General features: G+C 39.8%; 17 protein-coding genes. 8 read left to right on the top strand and 9 right to left on the bottom strand.

From position 1 onward, the window contains the following. The first annotated feature begins 39 nt into the window (after nt 1-39). Genes ACOKFD_RS11360 through ACOKFD_RS11350 form a run of 3 tightly spaced genes read left to right on the top strand, consistent with a single transcriptional unit; the run spans nt 40 to nt 2,814 of the window. Nucleotides 40-912 (top strand): aldo/keto reductase, encoded by an 873-nt coding sequence (locus ACOKFD_RS11360; protein WP_422858040.1) that lies wholly within the window; start codon nt 40-42, stop codon nt 910-912. A gap of 10 nt (nt 913-922) precedes the next feature. After that, the gene (locus ACOKFD_RS11355) at nt 923-1,681 is read left to right on the top strand and encodes an SDR family NAD(P)-dependent oxidoreductase (RefSeq protein ID WP_422858039.1); all 759 of its coding nucleotides are present in this window, start codon (nt 923-925) and stop codon (nt 1,679-1,681) included. Further along, entirely contained in the window at nt 1,678-2,814 is a 1,137-nt protein-coding gene (locus ACOKFD_RS11350; protein WP_422858038.1) for an ATP-binding protein, read from the top strand. Before ACOKFD_RS11355 ends, ACOKFD_RS11350 begins: the two co-directional genes overlap by 4 nt. Here the strand turns inward: ACOKFD_RS11350 and ACOKFD_RS11345 are convergent. The 3 genes from ACOKFD_RS11345 to ACOKFD_RS11335 form a co-directional block, all read right to left on the bottom strand. After that, nucleotides 2,811-4,739, bottom strand: a complete 1,929-nt coding sequence (locus ACOKFD_RS11345; protein WP_422858037.1) for an alpha-amylase family protein — start codon at nt 4,737-4,739, stop codon at nt 2,811-2,813. The two genes, ACOKFD_RS11350 and ACOKFD_RS11345, sit on opposite strands and share 4 nt — an antisense overlap. Then, complete coding sequence (locus ACOKFD_RS11340; protein ID WP_422858036.1) at nt 4,739-5,683, bottom strand: carbohydrate kinase family protein; 945 nt, start codon at nt 5,681-5,683, stop codon at nt 4,739-4,741. Before ACOKFD_RS11340 ends, ACOKFD_RS11345 begins: the two co-directional genes overlap by 1 nt. A gap of 183 nt (nt 5,684-5,866) precedes the next feature. Next, entirely contained in the window at nt 5,867-11,974 is a 6,108-nt protein-coding gene (locus ACOKFD_RS11335) for a choice-of-anchor D domain-containing protein (RefSeq protein WP_422858035.1), read from the bottom strand. A gap of 437 nt (nt 11,975-12,411) precedes the next feature. Between ACOKFD_RS11335 and ACOKFD_RS11330 the strand changes: the two genes are divergently transcribed. Together ACOKFD_RS11330 and ACOKFD_RS11325 are read left to right on the top strand one after the other, a co-directional pair. Continuing rightward, a complete protein-coding gene (locus tag ACOKFD_RS11330) occupies nt 12,412-13,137 on the top strand; it encodes a metallophosphoesterase family protein (RefSeq protein WP_422858034.1) in 726 nt (241 codons plus the stop codon). Nucleotides 13,138-13,684: 547 nt separating this feature from the next. After that, nucleotides 13,685-14,377 carry a collagen-like triple helix repeat-containing protein gene (locus tag ACOKFD_RS11325; protein WP_422858033.1) on the top strand — a complete coding sequence of 231 codons (693 nt, stop codon included), beginning with the start codon at nt 13,685-13,687 and terminating at the stop codon, nt 14,375-14,377. Nucleotides 14,378-14,450: 73 nt separating this feature from the next. Here ACOKFD_RS11325 and ACOKFD_RS11320 read toward each other — a convergent pair whose 3' ends face one another. The 5 genes from ACOKFD_RS11320 to ACOKFD_RS11300 form a co-directional block, all read right to left on the bottom strand. Then, entirely contained in the window at nt 14,451-16,004 is a 1,554-nt protein-coding gene (locus ACOKFD_RS11320) for an aldehyde dehydrogenase family protein (RefSeq protein ID WP_298996481.1), read from the bottom strand. A gap of 76 nt (nt 16,005-16,080) precedes the next feature. Then, nucleotides 16,081-16,452, bottom strand: coding sequence for a DUF1304 domain-containing protein (locus ACOKFD_RS11315; protein ID WP_422858032.1), 372 nt, complete (start codon nt 16,450-16,452; stop codon nt 16,081-16,083). Nucleotides 16,453-16,454: 2 nt separating this feature from the next. Continuing rightward, nucleotides 16,455-16,997: a 3-hydroxyanthranilate 3,4-dioxygenase gene (locus ACOKFD_RS11310; protein ID WP_422858031.1), complete on the bottom strand. Its 543-nt coding sequence runs from the start codon at nt 16,995-16,997 to the stop codon at nt 16,455-16,457. An 88-nt stretch (nt 16,998-17,085) separates the two neighbouring features. Further along, nucleotides 17,086-17,598, bottom strand: a complete 513-nt coding sequence (locus ACOKFD_RS11305; protein ID WP_422858030.1) for a CAP domain-containing protein — start codon at nt 17,596-17,598, stop codon at nt 17,086-17,088. Nucleotides 17,599-17,776: 178 nt separating this feature from the next. Further along, the gene (locus ACOKFD_RS11300) at nt 17,777-18,301 is read right to left on the bottom strand and encodes a CvpA family protein (RefSeq protein ID WP_298996486.1); all 525 of its coding nucleotides are present in this window, start codon (nt 18,299-18,301) and stop codon (nt 17,777-17,779) included. Nucleotides 18,302-18,361: 60 nt separating this feature from the next. On the opposite strand from ACOKFD_RS11300, the gene ACOKFD_RS11295 reads away from it, so the two are divergent. From ACOKFD_RS11295 to ACOKFD_RS11285, 3 genes are all read left to right on the top strand, one after another. After that, a complete protein-coding gene (locus ACOKFD_RS11295; RefSeq protein WP_298996489.1) occupies nt 18,362-18,718 on the top strand; it encodes a hypothetical protein in 357 nt (118 codons plus the stop codon). Beyond that, complete coding sequence (locus tag ACOKFD_RS11290) at nt 18,718-19,032, top strand: antibiotic biosynthesis monooxygenase family protein (protein ID WP_422858029.1); 315 nt, start codon at nt 18,718-18,720, stop codon at nt 19,030-19,032. The genes ACOKFD_RS11295 and ACOKFD_RS11290 overlap by 1 nt, the downstream gene beginning before the upstream one ends. Before the next feature lie 71 nt (nt 19,033-19,103). Next, nucleotides 19,104-20,771 carry a glycerol-3-phosphate dehydrogenase/oxidase gene (locus ACOKFD_RS11285; RefSeq protein ID WP_422858028.1) on the top strand — a complete coding sequence of 556 codons (1,668 nt, stop codon included), beginning with the start codon at nt 19,104-19,106 and terminating at the stop codon, nt 20,769-20,771. Here ACOKFD_RS11285 and ACOKFD_RS11280 read toward each other — a convergent pair. Beyond that, on the bottom strand, nt 20,768-22,096 hold the full coding sequence (locus ACOKFD_RS11280) for a PDZ domain-containing protein (RefSeq protein ID WP_422858027.1): 1,329 nt from the start codon (nt 22,094-22,096) through the stop codon (nt 20,768-20,770). The genes ACOKFD_RS11285 and ACOKFD_RS11280 overlap by 4 nt on opposite strands. Nucleotides 22,097-22,117 lie beyond the last annotated feature (21 nt).

The following is a 22,117-nucleotide window of genomic DNA, read 5'->3' as shown; positions in this document are numbered from 1 at the left end:
GGAAGTATTTAAGGGTTTATTTTTATACTTTCACCCTATATGCAAACTACAAAAAACTATTCCCCAATTATTGTGGGGACAATGACATGGGGAAGTTGGGGAAAGCAACTTTCCAAAACAGGTATGATTGATTTGATGGAGCACTGTCTTGAGAATGGGCTCCATACTTTTGATCATGCAGATATTTACGGAGATTACACTACAGAGACTGACTTTGGCAATGCCTTTTCTGAAAGTGGTATAGACAGGTCTTCAATTGAGTTGATTACCAAATGTGGTATACAGATGATCTCTGGTCGGAAAAATCAATTGAAGCATTATGAATACAGTAAGAACTACATTATTTGGTCGGCTGAAGAATCACTCAAAAAACTGAAAACGGATTACCTGGATTTGTTTCTGTTACATCGGCCCAGCCCATTGATGAACCCTTCTGAAATTGCTGAAGCTATTACGCATCTTTTGGATAATGGAAAAATCAAACGGTTTGGGGTTTCCAATTTTACACCGTCCCAAATTAAGATGCTGGAAAAAGAGATTGATGTAAGTGCCAATCAAGTTGAATTTTCCATCACCCATCTAAATCCCATGTACGATGGTACATTCGACGATTGCATAGGCAAGAATCGTTTTGCGATGTCTTGGAGTCCATTGGGAAAAGTTTTTCGTGAAAAAAGCGAACAAACGACTAGGGTTAAGGAGACACTTTCCCTAATGGCGGAGAAATATGATACGGAGGAAAGCCAGTTGCTTTTGGCTTGGATGCTGACACACCCTGCAAAACCATCTCCAGTAATCGGTACTACAACCAAGGAAAGACTTACGGCTTCTGCGGAAGCTGCTCGTATTGAACTTGATACACAAGATTGGTTTACACTTTTGGCGGCCAGCCAAGGCCACGAAGTACCTTAAAGGATAAATTATGAAACAAAAAACCGTATTGATTACAGGGGCAACCAGCGGTATTGGAAAGGCCACTGCAAATCTATTGGCAAAAGAGGGATTCAAACTTGTACTCTGTGGAAGAAGAGAGGAACGCTTGAAGGAAATCCAGAAAGATTTGGGTTCAAAAGCAGAAGTGCATATTTTGAATTTTGACGTTAGGGATAGGGAAGCGGTTTTCAATTCAATTAGTTCATTGCCTAAAGCTTTCTCTAAAATTGATATCCTTATCAATAATGCGGGTAATGCGCATGGCCTGGACCCAATCAACGAAGGAAGTATGGATGATTGGGACGCCATGATGGATATCAATGTGAAAGGACTGCTGTACGTATCTAGGGCTATTATTCCTCAAATGGTTGAGCATAAATCGGGTCATATTATCAATATCGGTTCCACCGCAGGAAAAGAAGTGTATCCCAAGGGCAATGTGTATTGTGCCAGCAAGCATGCTGTTGATGCGATTAACCAAGGAATGCGCATTGATTTAAACGCTCACGGAATAAGGGTGGGTGCCATCAATCCAGGATTGGTTGAAACTGAATTCAGCCAAATACGATTTAAAGGGGACGATTCCCGTGCCGAAAAGGTGTATCAAGGTTATCAACCATTGCTCCCTGAAGACATTGCCGAGCTCATTCTTTTTACCATTACCCGACCCAGTCATGTAAATATTGCCGATTTGGTAGTCATGCCAACAGCCCAGGCCAGCAGCACCATAGTCAAGAAAGTACTATGATCAATAAACGCCTGTTGGTTAAAAATCTCCTGGCTCATAATGATGAGAACAGCTTTTATGACAAAAAGAGATGTATTTCGATAGGCGAAAAGGAAGGCAAGGCGAAGTTCTTGAAGCACGTTTGTGCGCTTGCCAATAGTAACCCCAAAAACAATTCATTCATTGTAATAGGAGTAGAGGATGAAGATAACAAAATTGTTGGCGTTGATTTTTTTGATGACAGTAGGATTCAGAATTTGGTAAATGCCTATTTGGACAATCCTCCATTAATTTCGTACGAGAACATTCCCTTTCCTCATTTACCTGAGGGAAAAGTAGTTGGGTTAGTAACTATAAAATCCAATGGAAAAGTATGTGCCCTCAGAAAAAACATCTGGAAATATTACGGTGGGGCCGTGTTTTTCAGGGAGGGTAGTATAAGCCTTCCCAAAGCTTTTGATATAGAATTAAAAGACATTAATTCTAACGCGGTAGCTACCATTGAACAACATGCCAGAAACAATATAGAATTGACCTTGGATGCTGTGATAAACTTCATGAACAAAAGACATGCTGATTTGACTAGCCATTATAAAGTATTCAAGGAACAGTTTGTAGTATGTTGGGCGGGAAATGTAAAAAAGGTAAAGAACGAGACCTATTTTTCAAGAGTGGATATTGAACTTATCAATGAGCAGGTAAAATTGTTCTATTCTGCATTGGATGAAATTACAATAGAATACAATGGAGATTCCTTCTCTACCTTGGAATATGTGCAATTAGGATTGGGTGTCCAACAAAAATACTATCCGCTTGAAAAGATGGAGATTATCTTTTCCGAAAACGGAAAGTACACCATTAATAGTGAATTGGTTTTTGAACCCCCTCAATACGATAAAAAAACATTGCATCATGTATTGAACTCAAACAATTCAATTATGATGAAGCTAGAGAAACAAATAGCTTTGAACAAAGCAGAAAAAAACGATTTAAAACACCTACCCGCCACGTATCTGATTTGTTATTTAAATGGTTTTGAGGAGGCTAGGGAAATGATGGAAAAAGCGAGGCCCTTGTTGAAAAGAGCAGATGACATTGTATATCAATCATTAAAAGAGTCGCTTAGGATTCTTAGAAAGGTGAAATACAGCTAGTGTTTCTTTAACCAAATGACCTGATAGGCATTCAATTGTAAAAGCCCACTTTTTAAGGATACTTTTTTGTTTGAAACCAAATCTTTGGGTTCTCCTTTGGTAAAATATCCAAGCTTCATAATCCAAGAGGCATTAACTACTTGGGGGGTTTCATCAAAATTGCAAAGGACTAGAAGGCCATCAGTTTTTCCATCAGCACGTTCGAATGCGAAAATATGATGGTTGCCTGTATGATAGAGGGACAAGTTGTTGGTATCAGCAAAAATGGATGCACTTTTCCTAATTTTCACCAACCTCTTGAGGGTGTGAAAAATCTTGCTTTGAGGAAGTTTCTTTTGCGATAGTTTATCTATAAGCTCCCAATCTTGAGAAGGTCGGTTTACCCATCTACTATCACCTTTTTTATTATCCTTTTCAAAAAAAGAGTAATCATTTAAAGTACCTATCTCATCTCCGGCATAGAACATTGGGATGCCACCAAATGCAAGAATAATGGAGTGCAATAGAATTATTTTGGATACAGATTGGTCGATTAGTACCTCATCATTGTCCTCTATGGCTTTCTCCAGACCAAGTAATGATGCGGCACTTCCTGTAATTCTTCCATCTCCCGTTTTTGGGTTATGCATAAACAACAATCCCTTTGCGGGAGACCAATCCAAACCTTGACAGTAATAATCCAATAAAAACCTTCGATGTTGAGCAGGATTCCAACCAATTTCTTCAATGAATTGATTTTCATAACCCAAGCCAATATCATCATGGCAGCGTACATAGTTTAGCCAAGTGGCATCTTTTGGCTTATCTGGTACATTTTTCAAGCTTTTATAAAGTAATACTGTTTTTTTTGTAGCTATGGAATTCCATAATAATGCCATTAAAGAGGCATTATAGGCTATCTCACATTCGTTTCCATATTGAATGCCCTGACCAAAGTATTTTATGATTTCCTTTGGGGCCACGATGGCCTCTGCCAATAAAACAGTTCCCGGAGCGACGACTTGCAAGCACATTCTAAAGAGACTTACCAAAATATGGGCCTCAGGAAGATTTTGGGAAATAGTGCCTATTTTCTTCCATAGAAAGGCTAGCGCATCAAACCTGACAATGTCCACGCCCAGATTGACCAGATTGACCAATTGTGTAAGCATTTCCAAAAAGACTATAGGATTGGTATAATTAAGGTCCCATTGATAGCTGTTAAAAACGGTCATAACCCATTGTTGCATCTCGGGGATATAGGTGTAATTACCAGGAGAGGTTTCTGGGAACACCTCGGGAAGTGATTTTTCAAAAGCATTGGGAACCGCGGTGTCAGGATAGGTATAGTAATATCCTTGGTATTTTTTATCTCCTTTTTTTGCTTTTTTGGCCCATGGATATTCGTCGGAGGTATGATTCACCACAAAATCCAGCATAAGGTACATTCCCTTTTTTCTTAGGTTTTTGGTCAAATTGATAAGATCTTTTTTACTTCCATACCGTTTATCGACCTCATGATAACTATTAACAGCATATCCTCCATCATTTTCTCCTTTAGGGCGCGTAGTAACAGGCATTAGGTGCAAAAAGTTAACTCCAAATTCTGTGAAATACGATAACTTTTCTTTCAAGCCCTTTAAATCCTTATTGAAATGCTCTACATACAATTGCATTCCCACCATTTTTTCCGATTGGTACCAATTTCCGGATGAAATGCGTTCAAGATCTTGAAGCTTCAACTCCTCGGGCCGTGTTTGATATAGTTTTGGTAACAAAGTCAACAACTGTCTAAAAAAAGGTTCTTGTTTTTCTTCAGGATAAAGAGAAAAAAAAAGGTTTTGAATCAAGCTGAGGTTGGTGGCCATTCTAAGACGGAACAAGGACTCTGCGGACTTGTCTTCAGTTTTTGAAGATAAAAGGCGATGTAAAGAAGCTTGATTCATCAACTCTCCAATTGAGATTTTGTAGGAAGTGCGGGAATGGCTCCATAGGAAGTTGTAGTTATGGCCCCCGCCTTATTTGCTTTCTCCACCATGGCTAATAGTAGGGAAGTATCACTGAAAATCTGCTCGTACTTATCCAAATGTGAGATTTGGCACAAAAGACACCCAATAAAAGCATCACCAGCTCCTGTAGTATCTATTGCCTTAACTGGAATACTCGGAACAATTTGCTTTACACTATTAAAACTAACCAAAGTGCCTTCTTTTCCTAGGGTTACTGTAATGATTTTTGTGCCCACTTCATGAAGAGTATCACAAGCATCATCTATGTTGGATGTTCCGGAAAGTAACAATGCCTCTTCTTTACTGAACTTGCAGAGATGGGATTTTTCAATGAAGGGCATACATTTTTTAATGAACTGCTGTTGGGTGTTCTTCCAAAGATCACCTCTAAAGTTAGGATCAAAGCTTATGAACATTTCCTTGGTCAATGCGTCAAAAAGGTATTTGCTGTAAGCTGTTTCCAGTGGTCCTCCCAGAAGTGCCGTTGCGGCACCTAGATGAAGCATTTGGCCAAAGAAATCTTTTCTAAGGGAAGGGTCATAGATTAATTCACGGTCTGCTCCGCGACTGAATACAAAATCACGTTCTCCGTCTTCCGCAAGGGATACAAAGGCCAATGTTGTAAAAACTGAGGAGGTTTGGGTCAAGGAAATATCAACCCCCTCCTTTTTTAGTGTATCCAAAAGAAATAAACCGAAGGGATCATTCCCAACACTTCCCACAAAAACTCCCCTTCCCCCTAACTTGGAAATAGCGCAGGCCACATTGGCTGGGGCGCCTCCGGCTTTTTTGGTAAAATGCAAGGCTTTAGAAAGGTCATTTCCTTGATTTTCAGCAACAAAATCAATTAGTAGTTCGCCAACGCAAAACACTTTTTTCATACTTGGCATGATTCGTTATGAAACTAAAATAGGGAGAAAAAAAGAGCTAGTCTAATTATTGTGATGCAATAAGACATTAATCAGGGGAAGATTTGTTGACAAATTGTTCTAATGGGGTTATCTTGAAAAGAAAAAAGGGCAACCATTCTGAATGGTCGCCCTTTTTGTGATTAAAAGAATAATCTATCGTCTTACAATCTTCTTTTGTGAAACGGTATTTCCTTTCTCATCCATAATTTCAAGAATATAAATTCCTTGAGGAAGAGTGGCAATACTGAAAGATTGGGTGTTCGAAGATTCAAAGTCAAATGTCAAATTGGAACGCACCAATTGACCAAACATATTGAACATGGCACCAGTGAACTTCTTACCTGAATCAGTCTTAAATCCAACATTGACAATATCAGAAGTTGCATTGGGAAATACTCGAATTTCTGAAGACCCCGTGTTCTGAATCTCAAAAGATATAACCCCTGTTGCTAATAGATTTCCTTGTCCATTTCTTTGAGAAAAACCGTTAGCGGTCACCTCATTTAGACCCAATGGGAAATCGACAGGTACGAAGTCCCCATTGATATCACTAGCCAAAGCGTACGGTACAAAGCTTTCAGTCCTAAAACCGGCCTCTCCATTAAAGTCAAAAACAATACTTCCTAAATCTATACCTTCGGCTATTGCTTCAATACTGAAATTAGTTGTTTCAAACTGCGCCAAATCGATAATATCTCCGTCTTCTAAGGTTAAGATAAACGTATTGGTATCCGCATTTACTAAATTAAAAGATATCGGACTTAAAGTTTGGATTAATTCAAAAGATATAGAGCCTGTTGCAACCAGATTACCTGTTCCTCCCTTGTTGGAAAAACCATTGGCGGTAAGGTCATTTATACCCAATGGGAAATCAACAGGTACGAAGTCCCCATTGATATCACTAGCCAAAGCGTACGGTACAAAGCTTTCGGTCCTAAAACCAGCCTCTCCATTAAAGTCAAAAACAATACTTCCCACAGAATTTTCGTCAACCAATGCCTCAATGCTGAAGTTAGAGGTTTCGAACTGAGCTAAGTCAATGATATCTCCATCTTCTATTAGTGAAATAATTGTATTTGTATCTGCATCAATTAATGCAAATGTTATTGGTTGTAAAGTTCGGATTACCTCAAAGTTAATCGAATTGGATAGGCCTGAATCGCCATTGCCTGCTGATTCGGTAAAAGGTGTGGCGGTAAGGTCATTTATACCCAATGGGAAATCAACAGCTACGAAGTCCCCATTTATATCACTTCCCAAGGCATATGGCACAAAGCTTTCGGTCCTAAAGCCTTCCTCTCCATTAAAGTCGAAAACAACGCTTCCAATCTCCACATCACCAGTATCCGCAATAATGCTAAATTCAGCATCCAACGGGAAATCCGCAAGGTCAATCACATCGCCATCAGCTAATGGCCCAATAGGTTCATTTGTGTTGGCATTTACTAAAGTAAATCCAGTTACCCTAGGACCTTCCAGCACGGTAAGCTCAAACAAGGTGGTACTTCGCGTTATATCAGGTGAATTACTTGATAGTCTTAGCTCATCAAAAAAGACACCTGCAAGTAAATTGGATGCATCAAGTGTAACGTCCAAAGTGGTTTCTCCACCTGCCGGCACTATGCCTGAGATTGGGGCAATGTCCGAAATAAAAGGTGTTAGTGGTATTTCAGGCGCAATAAAGCGCAAAGCCAAACCATCTTTGATATAAGGAGTGTTGAATGCGACTTGGGCACCATCTGAACCTTCTGCATTTTCAATCCCAACGGTAGCATTTTCCAAGAAAATAGCTGATGAGACATCATCATAATAAATATCTATTGTACCGTCATCGAAGAGGATTACTTGGAAAGTAACCGTTCCGGTATCCGGTCCAATTGTGAATGCTGGAGCATTGGTCCATTGCACAATTACTGCATCTGTAAAACCGAGAATGTGTACAGAACCTCCGTTTTGAGGCTCAAGATCTGTCCACAATGGAGCTATGATATTGTTGGAGCCATCATTCACGGGAATTTGTCCATTGATAAAATTAGGTCCAGTTGGAGGTTGAAATGCCAATAACCCATTTGCACTAACAAATAGATCTTCATATTGGACACCGTAGAATTCAAATGGGAAGGGCAATGCCAAACTTACAGTGCCATCTCCAAAACCACCAGCATCAACTAGAAAATCAGTAAGTTCAAATCCAAATGCCGTAATATCAAAGAAGTTGTTTATTGGACCTCCTGGTTCGTCACTGTCTATCCAGGTATATCCAAACCCTAAATCGCGACCCATGCTAAGCTCAGTGGGGGCACCAATTCGGCTATCTTTGAATCCTTTTTCCTGTATTCTGGAAAAATTCTCAAACGGTAGAACCTCAGAAACTTGCATAGGAGTGTTGGGGTCTGCCAAAGCAGCAGCTACCGTGAATTCAGGAAAAGAAAAGATTAAAGGAGATTCTCCATCATTTCTAAGCGTAATGGTTGTCTCAACTGTTTTGCCTTCTGCAACGGTTTCTGAAACTTCTTCAGGTAAAACAGCAAAAGGACCAACCACACCTACTCCATTCACAATAACCTCCACAGCTTCGGTTCCTTCTGCATTACTGTTTATAGTTAGAATACCGTTACTGCTTCCGGCTGAAGTGGGTGCAAAAGTAACGGCAATTTCTATATCATCACCCGATTCCACAACTCCCGTATCTGGAGAAACTGTAAATTCTGGATTATCTGAAACAATACTTGAAATATTGAGGTTATCAATTCCAGTATTACTTATAGTAAATGTTCTTTCGCTAGCTGCACCAATAAACACATCGTTAAACAATAACAGCTCATCCGAAACATCTATTCCAGAGACTTGACCTGAAACTTCGAAGTCCGTAGCTACTATTAAAGTGGGATTGAGAGGATCATTGCTTTCAATTCGGATGTCTGTTTCATGAAGACCATTGGGTAGCGCAGAACCATCTAAACTTACGCTTACTTCTAAAGATTCTCCTGGAGCAACTGTACCTGTTCTTGGAGACAACTCGATAAAAGCCCCTGAACCATCTGATAATGCTCTGGTCAAGAAGGCAAAGCCGTCCAAATTCGTGTAGGTCACACCGCCATCAGAACTAAAGGCATAGGTATTAGGTCTGGTGTTTTCAATAGTATCGTCGGTACCCTGAGGGAAGTCAATTCCCTGAGGATAGGAATGAACGACCCAGAATGATTCCCCTACGCTGAACTGCAAAGGCACGTTCAATTCTTCCAAAACAACAATACCATCAGGGCTATCTCCTGTAACCACTTGTTCAAGTAGTAGTTCTCCATCAGCAGGAGAAGGACCACCGGTATACACTTGAAGTAAAACCGCAACGTCGGTCAAACCTTCTGTTCGATAGGCATTTCTAACCGCTGTGAGTGCAAAATCTTGATTTACCACATCAAATTGGATAGCAGTGCTTATACCTGGAGCACCTGCTCCAAGGCCAACAAAGCCTCCTGGAAAATCGACACCTGAATCATAGAAAATAGAGTCCGTAACCGCAGTGGTGTTCTTAAGTACACTTATGTCAAATGTTTCTTTCTGAACATTTAGGCTTTTCACGGCCTTTATTGTGCCAGTAAAGTTGCTGCCCAATCCATATTTAGTACGGTCTAAATTCTTTAGCAGTTCATCATTGGGAGAACCTGCTTGTGGTGTAAATGTTGTTGGACTAAAAGAAGTGGTAAACTCAAGGTTGCTCTCACCAGTATTGGAAATAACAAAGGATGAATTTGCAATAGCGGGAATGTCAATCTCTACATTTACGGAAGCACTTATGCTATCTGGATTAACACCGATACTAGGTGGTGCATTTACCGTTAGCGTAACAGGAACATCCAAAGAAGGAGTATTGGGATCATCGCTATCTATGGTAATAACCGCGTTAACAACACCAGGTTCCAAAAGTCTTCCATCAAAAGTAACTTGAGCTGTTAATGATTCACCAAAAGGAACAACTCCCGAGATAGGAGCCACAGACAAGAAGAAAGCTTCAGCATCCCCATCGGTTACATCCAAGTTGTCCACGTCCATGGTGGATCCTGTTACGGCCATATCAGACAAGAAAGCTACATTATCAATTGAATTGGCAAAACCTTCACCGGAATAAACCAGCTCACCGTCAAAGAAGACCCTTAGTCCAGACGTATCTCTGTCGACCACAATCCGAACTTCAAAATAGCCCTCTGGAACAGATGCATTTAAGGGAACAAACCCTCCGATTCCACCGTCAAGTATATCGATGGTACCATCACCATTAAAACGCAAACGGGTGACTACGGAGCCTTGAACTGTGTTTTGAGGGATAATTTCCCAGCTTACACCGCTTCCTTCCAAGTTAACTTGGGCAGACATAACCGAGAAAGGTTCATTTCCAACCGTGAATGTTGGGGAAAGTGCTAAAGGGGCAGCTGGCCTTGTTCCGCCTAAACCATCCGAAATAGCCCTAAGGTGTTGAGCACCGTCAAAGGCGTTGAGATTCGATACGGTCCAGTTGTTTTCAAATCTACCAAACCACCCGGCTTGTCCAGTTATGTCTCCAGGAGTTAGGCTCTCGAAGTCTTCTGCAAATAAATCGGATACAATTCTGTTTATTGTACCGTTTATGGTCAAAAGATTTGTCAAAGAATTCGCCCTTGAGGCTGTATTGGCAATCTTTTGTTTCGTAAATCCGTTGGCTTGAATGCTTTTATAGGTTGAGTTGACCCTACTTGTGAAGTTGGGGGTCTCATTGTCACCTACAGTAATGCTAAAGGTCAAATCATCATTACCTGGATTATTAATAACCAAATCCCTAGTTTCTATCTTGAACTGTTCTATAGTTTCATTGAAGGCATCTGGATTTACCACAATAATAGGTGCTTCTGTACCATCCAATACCCTAAAATTGAATGTAACATCATCACTAACTGGAAATCCTTCAGCCGCGAAAATGATACTCTCTTGGGAAAGTCCAGCTAGAACACCTTCCGTACTTAAGTTGATGGTCACAGGGGCTGATTCTCCAGCTGCCAATGTAAACTCAGATGGCGTTGCCGAACGTACTATTTGAGCTCCTATACCTGGAAAAGAGGTTAGATTTATAGGACCTTCCGAGACGTTTGTAATTGTGATTTCCCGTGTCGCTGTTTCTTCTACATTTAACTCCACATTAAAAATAGTCTGGGAAATATTGAAAGGGGGTTGTTCCGCAAGGACCCAACCCATATCCCTGAAATGTCCTCGAGTAATATCCCCGATATCAAAGTTGGATTCTGCAGTACCTACTTGTGGAGACATTAAAGAGTTAGGATCTCCTGCAGGAAAGGTCGCTTCATCCCAGTGCGCAATACTGGAGCCTCCTTGAAAGGGATTCGGAGCAAAAAGTTCGGGTAGAATACCACCAAGCGCCTCTACGGCAAATTGACCATTTACAAAAACATCGCCACTGGTAAGAAAATCTCCCAATGCTTCTGAGGGATTGGGGATGTCCAAAACCGAATTTTGTTGTGGGTCTACTATGAAAGTATCAAAAACAAATGGATCTCCGCCATTGTTAAGGCTTCCTATTCCATTATTGTTTACGTTTCCACCATCAACAAAACCTAAACCGTGTCCTGCTTCATGCAATGCAACAGTAACAAAATCAAATTGCCCTGATGGCGTATTACCATCGGTACCAAAATACCAAGGGATACCGTTACCTATGTTTACAACAAGGTCAAACTCCAAATCTGGAGCTAAATCTTCGCCTGCCAATGAGTTGGCAAGAGCAACTGGATAAAACACATCAGCTTGTGGGGCATTTGGAAAGTTGCTAAGCAATGTAGTTGGCCCAGCCGAAGCTAAAACGCCAGCTCCTAAATCCGCAAAGTCTGCAAAAATTCTGATAGGTACTGGAGAAACAATTTCTTCAGACCAAATTTCCAAGGCAAATTGGAAAGCTTCTTGAACTGCTGTGTTGCCCTGTGCTCCAGGACCAAATGTAATCAGCAATTCGGCCGTAGCAGCTTTTTTTGTTGAAGGCTGAGCCTTTCTCATGGCTTCTTTTAAAGCCATTTGGCCCATGGCCATTCTAGAGTTTTCGTCTTTGAACTTTGCGGGACAAACGACAATCTCCCCTGGGATTCGCTGCATCTGTTGTGCAGTTGCCGTAGAGAGAGACCCTATAAGGAACAAAATCAATAATAATAAAGGGCTATATCGCTTTGTTGAAATAATACAACTGAGAAAGCAACTACCCTGAGAGTAGTTTTTTTTCATTTTCGTGAGGTTAATCAAATTATTATCTAAAAAATAAGCAAGTGTTCACTTCCAATAACTAGAAGTAAATAAGATGACAAATTAATGCGGGGAATATCTTTGTTTTAAGATAAAAGAATCCCAAGGAGGATTAAATGTAGCGTAATTTTTTTTCATTTTCGTGAGGTTTTTGTTAGTGTCAAGCTATACTTGTTATTGGATTTAAAGTGAATTTGAACTTCCTTATTTTATTTACTTTAGGACCAAATTGACAAGTATTGCCCTACAATATAAAATAAATTGTTAAAATAGAAAAGCTTCTCTTGATGAACTCGATTAATGAACACCTATGTAGTTTTTCATCTAACCATAAAATAGTTTTATAAATATTTTTTGTTCGAGTGTGTTTTGATAACGATGTTCAATTGTTACGTCGTATACTTGTCTAAATTTTAAGAATGCGGAAACTTGTTATAGGTGATGTTCATTCCGGCCTTAAAGCTCTAAAGCAACTTTTGGAAAGGGCCAAGGTAACATCAGAGGATCATCTTATTTTTTTAGGCGATTATGTGGACGGATGGAGTACCGCAGTGGAAACCGTAGATTTTTTAATTGACCTAAAACGTGATTGGAAGTGCACATTCATTCGAGGTAACCACGATGAGCTTTGCAAAGAATGGATGCTTACAAAAAAAGAGAACCCTCAATGGTTAGCACATGGGGGAACTGCTACCCGAGATTCTTACTTAAAAGCCGATAAAGATACTTGGGACAGGCATTTGGATTTTTTTGCCAATTTGGACAACTTTTTTTTGGATGGCGACAACCGCCTGTTTCTCCATGCCGGATTTACCAATCTCAAAGGGGTAGATTTTGAATACTTTGATAAACTGTTCTATTGGGATAGGACGTTATGGGAGTTGGCGAAGGCCATTAACCCAAATCTTACCAGTGATCACAAGGATTTTCCCAAAAGATTGACTCACTACACTGAAATTTTTATCGGCCATACACCCATATCAAAAACAGAAGAGGTAGTTCCTCAAAATGGCGCCAATGTTTGGAACATAGATACCGGTGCTGCTTTTAAGGGATGTTTGACAGCCATGGATGTTGAAACCAAACAATTTTGGCAAAGTGAACCCGTACACACTTTTTATCTAGGAGAAAAAGGAAGAAACTGAAGCCGTATTTTCCGCTGGTTTTATTTAATCTCCGCTGATAGGATTTAAGCAGAGATGCCAATTATACAGTTTTTTTGACCAACGATACGCTTGCCTTTGACTTACATGGCAATTAATAAGAAATTTGATTCAATATTAGGTAAGGAACCCTATTTCTCCCGACAAAGCTCCGGCATTGAAATAGGGTTTAATTTAAGTTTGAGTTAGTTAAGTTGGTTTTAAGGCCGTCAGTTTTATGTTCATCTAAAATTGGCGGTTTTTATTTTACAAGTCAATTCTAGTTTACAAGAATGATGGGAAACTAATTTGTATAATAAATACTTTCTTGGACTTAATCTATGTAGCTTTTCCAAAACTCTGAACCTCTCCTCCCACTAAAGTGGCGTCTTTTTCTTCACCAATTTCTACTCTAGAAGTATTGACATTCTCGCAAGCATGATGGATTTGCCATGCTTATTGTAAAATGCTTTAAAACAGAGATATATACTAAAAATCTTACAATATAAACATGAAAAGTGCGTTTTTTCTTACTAAAATCAATAAAATCATGAAACGGTTTATAAAAATTGCTTTGAAATGTTATACTTTTTTTTCACTTGTATTAGTATCATGTTCTGTTGAAGATGGCCAAGATGGTGAGATGGGGCTACAGGGTATTCAGGGAGAACAAGGTATACAAGGAGAGCAGGGGATTCCTGGAGAAAAAGGAGAAACAGGTGAAAGAGGACAGGACGGTGAAGATGGTCAAAATGGGCAGGATGGTGAAGATGGACAGGACGGTGCTGTAAATATAATCTCCAGTGGCTGGATTACACCAGAAGAGGAAAACTTTGATATTGATGCATTTGATGAAAATGCTATCCAATTCATTTATTTACATGAAGATTTAGCCCTTACGCAAGAAGTTCTTGACTTTGGAGGAATTTGGGTTTATATAAAAACAACTTTTAATATGGAACCTATTGAAGAGGATGCCCCAGTTTTTTCAGCTCCAATACAAATCAATTTAGAAGATGGTTATGTAGAAATCACCCCTTTTCCAACAACAAATACTTTGGGGATAAGGTTTTTGGATGGGATTAATTTTGACTCGGACAACCCGGAGAATTATGTACCCTATAATTTTCTTTTTAGATATATAATTATACCTGATTCGGAAATTAATGGTAAAAATGAACATCTTCAGCTAAACAAAATGTCATACGAGGAAGTAATGGAACATTTTGGCATAGAAGAATAAGCAATAAAACAGAAAGTCTCCCTGCATGAGATAATATGTTTCCGAGACTTTTTGTTAATATGTAATAGCTACATCACAGGTCAAACTTTATCCCTTGCGCCAATGGAAGTTCAGTAGTATAATTAATGGTATTGGTCTGGCGACGCATATACACCTTCCAAGCATCAGAACCACTTTCTCGGCCTCCCCCGGTCTCTTTTTCACCGCCAAAAGCACCTCCTATTTCTGCTCCCGATGTTCCAATGTTCACATTGGCTATCCCACAATCGCTGCCAGCTACAGATAAGAACCGTTCGGCCTCTCTCAAATTATTGGTCATAATCGCTGATGAAAGGCCTTGCGCTACAGCATTTTGCATTTCAATCGCATTTTCAACACCACCCGAATATTTCAAAAGATATAAGATGGGGGCAAACGTTTCTTCTTGAACAATATGGAAGGTATTGTCTGCTTCAACAATGGCTGGTTTTACATAGCAACCACTTTCATAACCTTCTCCAGAAAGCACTCCACCTTCAACAATTATGTTTCCTCCTTCTTCCTTTACCTTTTCAAGAGCAGAATGGTACATATTTACTGCATGAACGTCAATTAGAGGTCCAACATGATTTTTTTCGTCCAAAGGATTTCCAATTTGTAACTGTTGGTAAGCATCTACCAACGATTTTTTCACTTTATCATAAACAGATTCGTGGATTATCAATCTGCGGGTCGAGGTACAACGTTGTCCTGCTGTGCCCACTGCTCCGAATACCGCTCCTATCACGGTCATTTTAATATCAGCATCTGGGGTTACGATAATCGCATTGTTTCCCCCAAGTTCTAAAAGCGATTTTCCCAAACGAGCAGCAACCGCTTGAGCTACAATTTTGCCCATTCTGGTGGAACCTGTTGCAGAGACCAAAGGGATTCTATTGTCATGGCTCATATATTCTCCAACCGTATAATCACCGTTAATGAGACAGGAAATGCCTTCAGGAAGATTATTTTCCTTTAGTACTTTGGCCATAATGTTTTGACAAGCCACTCCGCAAAGAGGTGTCTTTTCTGAAGGTTTCCATACGCAAACATCTCCACAGACCCACGCCAAAGCGGTGTTCCAAGACCATACGGCAACAGGAAAGTTGAAAGCTGAGATGATTCCAACAACTCCTAGTGGATGATATTGTTCGTACATACGGTGGCCCGGCCTTTCGGAATGCATGGTGAGTCCATGCAATTGGCGGGAAAGTCCAACCGCAAAATCGCAAATATCAATCATCTCCTGTACTTCGCCCAAACCTTCTTGGTAAGATTTTCCCATTTCGTACGAAACCAATTTTCCTAGAGGCTCCTTTAATTCACGAAGCTTTTCTCCAAATTGGCGAACAATTTCTCCACGTTGGGGAGCCGGTATTTTTCTCCAATATTGAAAAGCATCGGTAGCGGTCCGCATTACTTTTTCGTACTCTTCCTTTGTGGTTGAGGTAACCTTTCCAATTAGCTCACCATCCACTGGTGAAAAAGATTCTATGATTTCACCGGAACCAAATGAATGAATACCAGTAGAAGTACCCTGATTGATTTCTTGTAAACCTAGTTGCCCCAAGGCTTTATCCATTCCAAAAGAAAGTGTAACAGTAGACATTTTTATAACTTTTTGCGAGAATATTGTTAGAATCTTGACAAAAGTACGGAGAATGGTTCTTCCTTTGCCTAAGAAATTATATATAATAGGATAACAGAAAAAAGACTATCCCAAGTAGGGCGGGAATTCCTTGGACCACAAATATTTTTTTTGATACAGAGTAGGCACCATAGAGCCCGGCCACGAGCACACACGAAAGAAAAAACAAAGCCACGTTGAATTGCCATAATGCGTCTTGTATAAGTAAAGACCATATTAAACCAGCAGATAAAAATCCATTATACAGGCCTTGATTTGCAGCCATAGATTTGGTCGGTTCAAAAAGGTCTTCGGGAAAATTCCTGAATACCTTTTTGGCCTTTGTGGTCCACACGAACATTTCCAACCATAAAAAATAGAGATGCAATAATGCGACAATAGCGGTTATGATTTTGGCAACTAACAACATACTTATGATTCTTCGGCGATGAAACGTTTATCAACAGGCATTATAGTCCCACAATTTTTGCAGGTTCTTAATTCTTCGGAGCTATAAAAGTGTTTAAAATGACCAAAAAAATCCTTCTCTATATCATGCAAAGTAAAATAGGCCTCATAGAGTTTGTTGTTGCAGTTATCGCAAAACCAAAGTAGACCATCGTCAACGTTCATATGGTCACGCTTTCTCTCAACTACCAACCCTATTGACCCCTCGTGTCTTACTGGGGAGTGCGGTATTTTAGCCGGATGTAGATACATATCCCCTGGCCCCAATTTCATAGTTTTCTTCTGTCCATCTTCTTGGATATGCACCTCAATGTTTCCTTCCAACTGGTAAAAAAGCTCTTCAGTTTCGTTGTAATGATAGTCCTTACGCGCGTTGGGCCCCGCCACAATCATAACAATATAATCCCCAGCTTCCTTGTACAGATTTTTGTTTCCAACCGGAGGTTTAAGAACATCCCTATTCTCTTTCACCCATTTGGTAAGATTGAAAGGTTCTTGTATGGCCATAGGATTAATTTTTATGAAAGGTAAAAAAAAGACCCGTAGTAAAACAGGTCTTTATTAAAACACTTCTAAAACATCCTTGACCAAAATCTTATTCCACCAACATAAAGATTTGCGTAAAGTAAGGCTTCCCTTCTTTATCCAAAACAACACTTAGTGCTGTATGGGTATAGTTCCCCTCCAATGTGCCTTTATGGTCTGAACTACTCAGCCACCCGCCGAGGGCAAGCTGTGCAGAACTATAATGGCGGGCTACATTTTCCGCTATCCTTTTGGCATTTGTTCTTGCGGTAATTTGAGCTGCCCTGGATTCAAAGTTGTCATGACTTAATTTGTTTTGTAAAATCATATAGCTGTTGTGATTTTCGGCAAACGGATACACTTCGGAACTTGGCAATAAGGCATCTACCCCTACGGAAGCCCTATGTTCATTGATTAAATCCAGTAATTCCGCCTCGAGTTCAGTAGCATTTACTGCTATTTTAGTATTGGCTGCTTGATTATTGACTATAATTTCCTGTTCTGAAGTTGCAGAAGATTTACTGCATGTAATAAGGATGATAGCCAAGGCCGCTGTTAAAGCAGCAGTGCTCAACTTTTTCATTTTCGGGGGCGTTCGTTAGTATTCTCTTGTGCTCGTTTTGCTAATCTAGAAGAGGGGATTGCCTAAGCCATAAATAATCCATAAGAAAACGGATTTATCCGATAATGTGTAGATAAAGAGGGGTTTTCGTACAATTCAATTCAAAGAAAATCAACCGTTTGTCGGGAAAAGATGCCTTTTATACACCTCTATTTAGATTTTCAATTTTAGGAATATCTTCTTTTTCCTCAAGAACAAAACTGAATACTAGGGCGCCTATTTCTTTTATAGGTTCGTAAAAAATTGAGGATTGCTTGGTTTCCTCGTCAACAAAATTGAAGGTATCCGTAAGTCTTTCAAAGAAAATAAGTAGGGCACCAAGAATAATGGCGGTTTTAAGAGCCCCAAATATTCCACCAGCAATTTTGTTAAGAAGCCCCAACATGGCAAAGTCGGCAATCTTGGTCAAAAACTTACCTGCAAAATGGACAAGAACCACTATAATAAAAAAGGTGATTAAAAACGCGGCTACCTTAACATAGGTTTCAGACCAGTTTACCTGCTCTTTAAGATAATCCCCAGTAACATACGAGAAGTGAATGGCGCCATAAAGACCTACTATTAGGGCCAACAAGGAGGCAATCTCAACAAAAAGTCCATTTTTAAGGCCTTTAAAAAGACCCCAGACCAACAATATGCCAATAACAATGTCAAAAAAGGTCACGTATGGGTTTTTAACAAATATAGAACTTTGGTTTGTACCTTTACGGGACTAACTCAAGTTATGGCAAGGGACGAAAAGTTAAAGGAAAGATGGATACTTTTAGTGGAAAAGCTCTCAGCTCAATTCTCAGATGGAGACCCCTTGGAAATTGATGGGATTATTTATCTGGTGGGTGTTCAAGAACTGGGTAATTTTCATAGGACTTTTAAAAAAGATGAGAAGGTAAACTTAATGCACATTGCCATTTGCCGACTTTTGGAGCCTTACGGATATTACGATTTCGATTTTTTTGATGAGGATGGATGGCCGCATTATAAGGTAAAGGAACAACTTCCAGCCTTGAAAGCAGGGGAACAATCCGTTTTGATGAAAGAGGCCTTGGTTAATTATTTCTTAGAGAAAAGCTATATAGAATAATGGAATTGAAACAACCGTATTATGCCGTTATTTTCACTAATACGAGAACAGAAGGAGATAATGGGTATGCCCAAATGGCGCAAGAAATGGAGGATTTAGCAAGAAAACAACCAGGTTTTTTAGGTTTTGAAAGCGCTAGATCATCCCTTGGAATTTCTATAAGCTATTGGAAGAGTCTGGAATCCATCTCTCGTTGGAAGGCCAACATGGAGCACAAAGTGGCCCAACAAAAAGGAAAAGAACAATGGTATTCATGGTATAAAGTAAGAATTTGTACTGTGGATAGGGAGTATGAATTTATCCAACAGAGTTGATGTAAACTTAAATAATGTTGTTGTGTAAACGTTTACATTATATGTATTTTTGAAGCTTGATTGCAAAAGGTATGAAAGAGAATATTAGATTTTCCAACTTGGACAGAGAGCACACCATTCAAGAATTGACTAAAGAGACTTTTGATTTGGTCGTGATTGGTGGAGGAATTACTGGCGCAGGAATTGCCCTGGATGCTGCTTCCCGTGGAATGAAGGTGGCTTTATTGGAGAAAGGAGACTTCGCTTCGGGAACAAGCAGTAAATCTACCAAACTTATTCACGGAGGGCTGCGCTACTTAAAACAATTTGACTTTTGGCTGGTTAAAGAAGTGGGTTCCGAAAGAGCCATCGTGCACAAATTGGCGCCCCACTTGGTACTTCCTGAGAAGATGTTGCTTCCACTCATTGAAGGAGGCTCCTACGGAAAATGGTTGACTTCGATTGGACTCAAAGTATACGATATCCTGGCACAGGTCACCGGAGATGATAAGCGACAGATGTTGGAAAAGAAAGAGGCGATGAAACTTGAACCGCTTCTTCCCAAAAAGATATTGAATGGTGCAGGATATTACGCAGAGTACCGAACTGATGATGCCAGGTTGACCATTGAAAACATAAAAACAAGCCTTCAATATGGAGCAAAGGCGCTGAATTATGCCAAGGTAGTTGATTTTATATATGACAACGATACCATTTCAGGAGTTAAGGTCATAGATGAAATAGTTGGGAACGAGTTTGAGATAAAATCAAAACATGTGATTAGTGCGGCAGGGCCTTGGGTTGATGAATTAAGAAGCACCAACAATTCCAAAAAAGGGAAGCGTCTACATTTGACCAAAGGAGTGCATCTGGTATTCCCAAAGGAAAAATTACCCGTAAAGCAATCTGTATATTTTGATGTTCCAGATGGCAGAATGATGTTTGCTATACCAAGAGGAAAAGTGACTTATGTGGGTACCACGGATACGAACTTCAATTTGGATAAGGACAATGTACGAACTGATGTAGCCGATGCCATCTATTTAATCTCCGCGGTGAACAATATGTTCCCCGACATTAATTTGGAAATGGAAGACATTATTTCTTCATGGGCAGGTTTGAGGCCATTGATCCACGAAGAAGGAAAATCCGCTTCGGAATTGTCGCGAAAAGACGAAATTTTTACTTCCGATACTGGTTTGGTGAGCATTGCAGGTGGAAAATTGACCGGGTATCGAAAAATGGCAGAACGCGTTGTCAATCGTATCACCAAGAAAATGGAAGAAGATGAAGGAATATCTTTTGAATCTTGTTCAACGGATAAAATTCCGCTCTGCGGTAATGATTTCAAGAAATTCAAACACGTAAAAAAATACATTGGCGAGATTTATGAACGCATCAAGGATGATGGTTTCTCAGAGTATGATGCATGGTATTTGGTAACCACGTATGGAAAACAGACAGAGATTATTCTGGAAAACTATGCATCATTGCGGAACAAAGAAAACTATGTAAAAATGATTAGAGCAGAAGCTCAGTTTTCCATCGCTTTTGAAATGGCAGCCAATCCTTTAGATTTCTTTATTCGAAGAACAGGAAGGTTGTATTTCGATATTGATAGTATCCGCGAATATCTTGAACCTGTTATGGAAGAGTTCAAAAAAGTGTATAGCTACGACAATGCTCAAATGCTAGCATTCAAAGAAAAGATTCAAGAAGAACTAGAATCACATTCCAACTTTTCCTTGGAGCGTATTTAAGAACTGATTCCAGCTATTTCTTGAGCCCACCCAATGATTAGGTTGATAGTTCCGGGGTCCCATTCCCCTGGCTTTCCTTCAAAAGAGTCTTTGGCACTTTCATGAATGGTATTCCAGTGATCTAGATTGGGATACTCATACAGTAAATGGTCTTTATGTCCATTTCTTTCGAGCACTTCCATAATCATCTTATTGTCAAAGGATGACATAATCCAATCATTGGTGCCTCGAAGAATACGAACAGGAACTTTCACTTTTTCCCATGCGCCTGCCAAATCAAAATCTTGTAGCTGTTGATAATAGGCCATAGGGCGACCATACATATGTTCTGGGTCATGATAGTTGTATGCACTCAAAGCCGGATATTCATCTATTACTTGCTGATAGCTCTTTTTTTGAATTAACATCCCATGATATAGTGGAATATAGAATTGGTTCATTTTTTCTACAATCTGAGATTCTGTATTTCCCTTAAAGGATAGTATCCGTCGCTCAATTTCCAACATATGCTCATACCATGTTTTGAAAAAGGTCCCGTCTGAAATTACACCGGCCAAGTCAAACTCATTGGCTAAAACTGGAGCCAAAGCACTCCCCATACTTGATCCATAAACAATGATTCTTGAGGTATCTACATAGGATTTTGATTTGAGATAGCGAATTGCACTGCGATAACCCTCCAGGTCCATCAAGAAATCTGATGTGCTACAATCTCCATTGCTATCTCCAACACCAGGCTTTTCAATACGCATGACTACCATATTCGATTTTTCGACCAAACCTTTTATAGTTCTCCCCCAGTTTGTTCCTCTCCTGCCCGAATAGGTTTCAATACTGGAACAGCTCAAACCTCCTATTAATACTACTGCTGGTTGCTTACCAACTTTTTTGGGCTTGGTGATAATTACCCTTTGGGTAATACCATAGGCACTGGTCACTTCTTCATAATAGGTGTCCAATTTTTCATGCTTTTCTTTATCCAAAGCATTGAATACGACATGGCGTTCAATACTTTTTCCATTACGGAGTGCTTTGATTTCTGTTTTTACTGAAGCACGTAAACCGTATGTTATATCGCTCCAAACATTTGAGTCTTTGATAAGGATTCCATTTATTTCCAAAATAAGATCGTTAGGTAAAAAACCTGCCTTAGCTAGAGGGCTATTTGGTTCTATGCTGCTAATCCGAGCTCCAGGTACATTTGCATTAGGGCCATTTATCTTGGCTTCCCAGGTGCTTCTTCTCCCTAATTTTTGCGCTTGGATTGGAATGAGGCTTAAACAAATAACGGTTAGTAAACCAAAAGCCATTGTTTTGTGTATCATCTGTTCGTTTTTAAGGTGGCT

The sequence above is a fragment of the Flagellimonas ulvae genome (assembly GCF_049333175.1).
Lineage (GTDB): Bacteria > Bacteroidota > Bacteroidia > Flavobacteriales > Flavobacteriaceae > Flagellimonas.
This window is presented reverse-complemented; position numbering and strand designations above follow the sequence as displayed.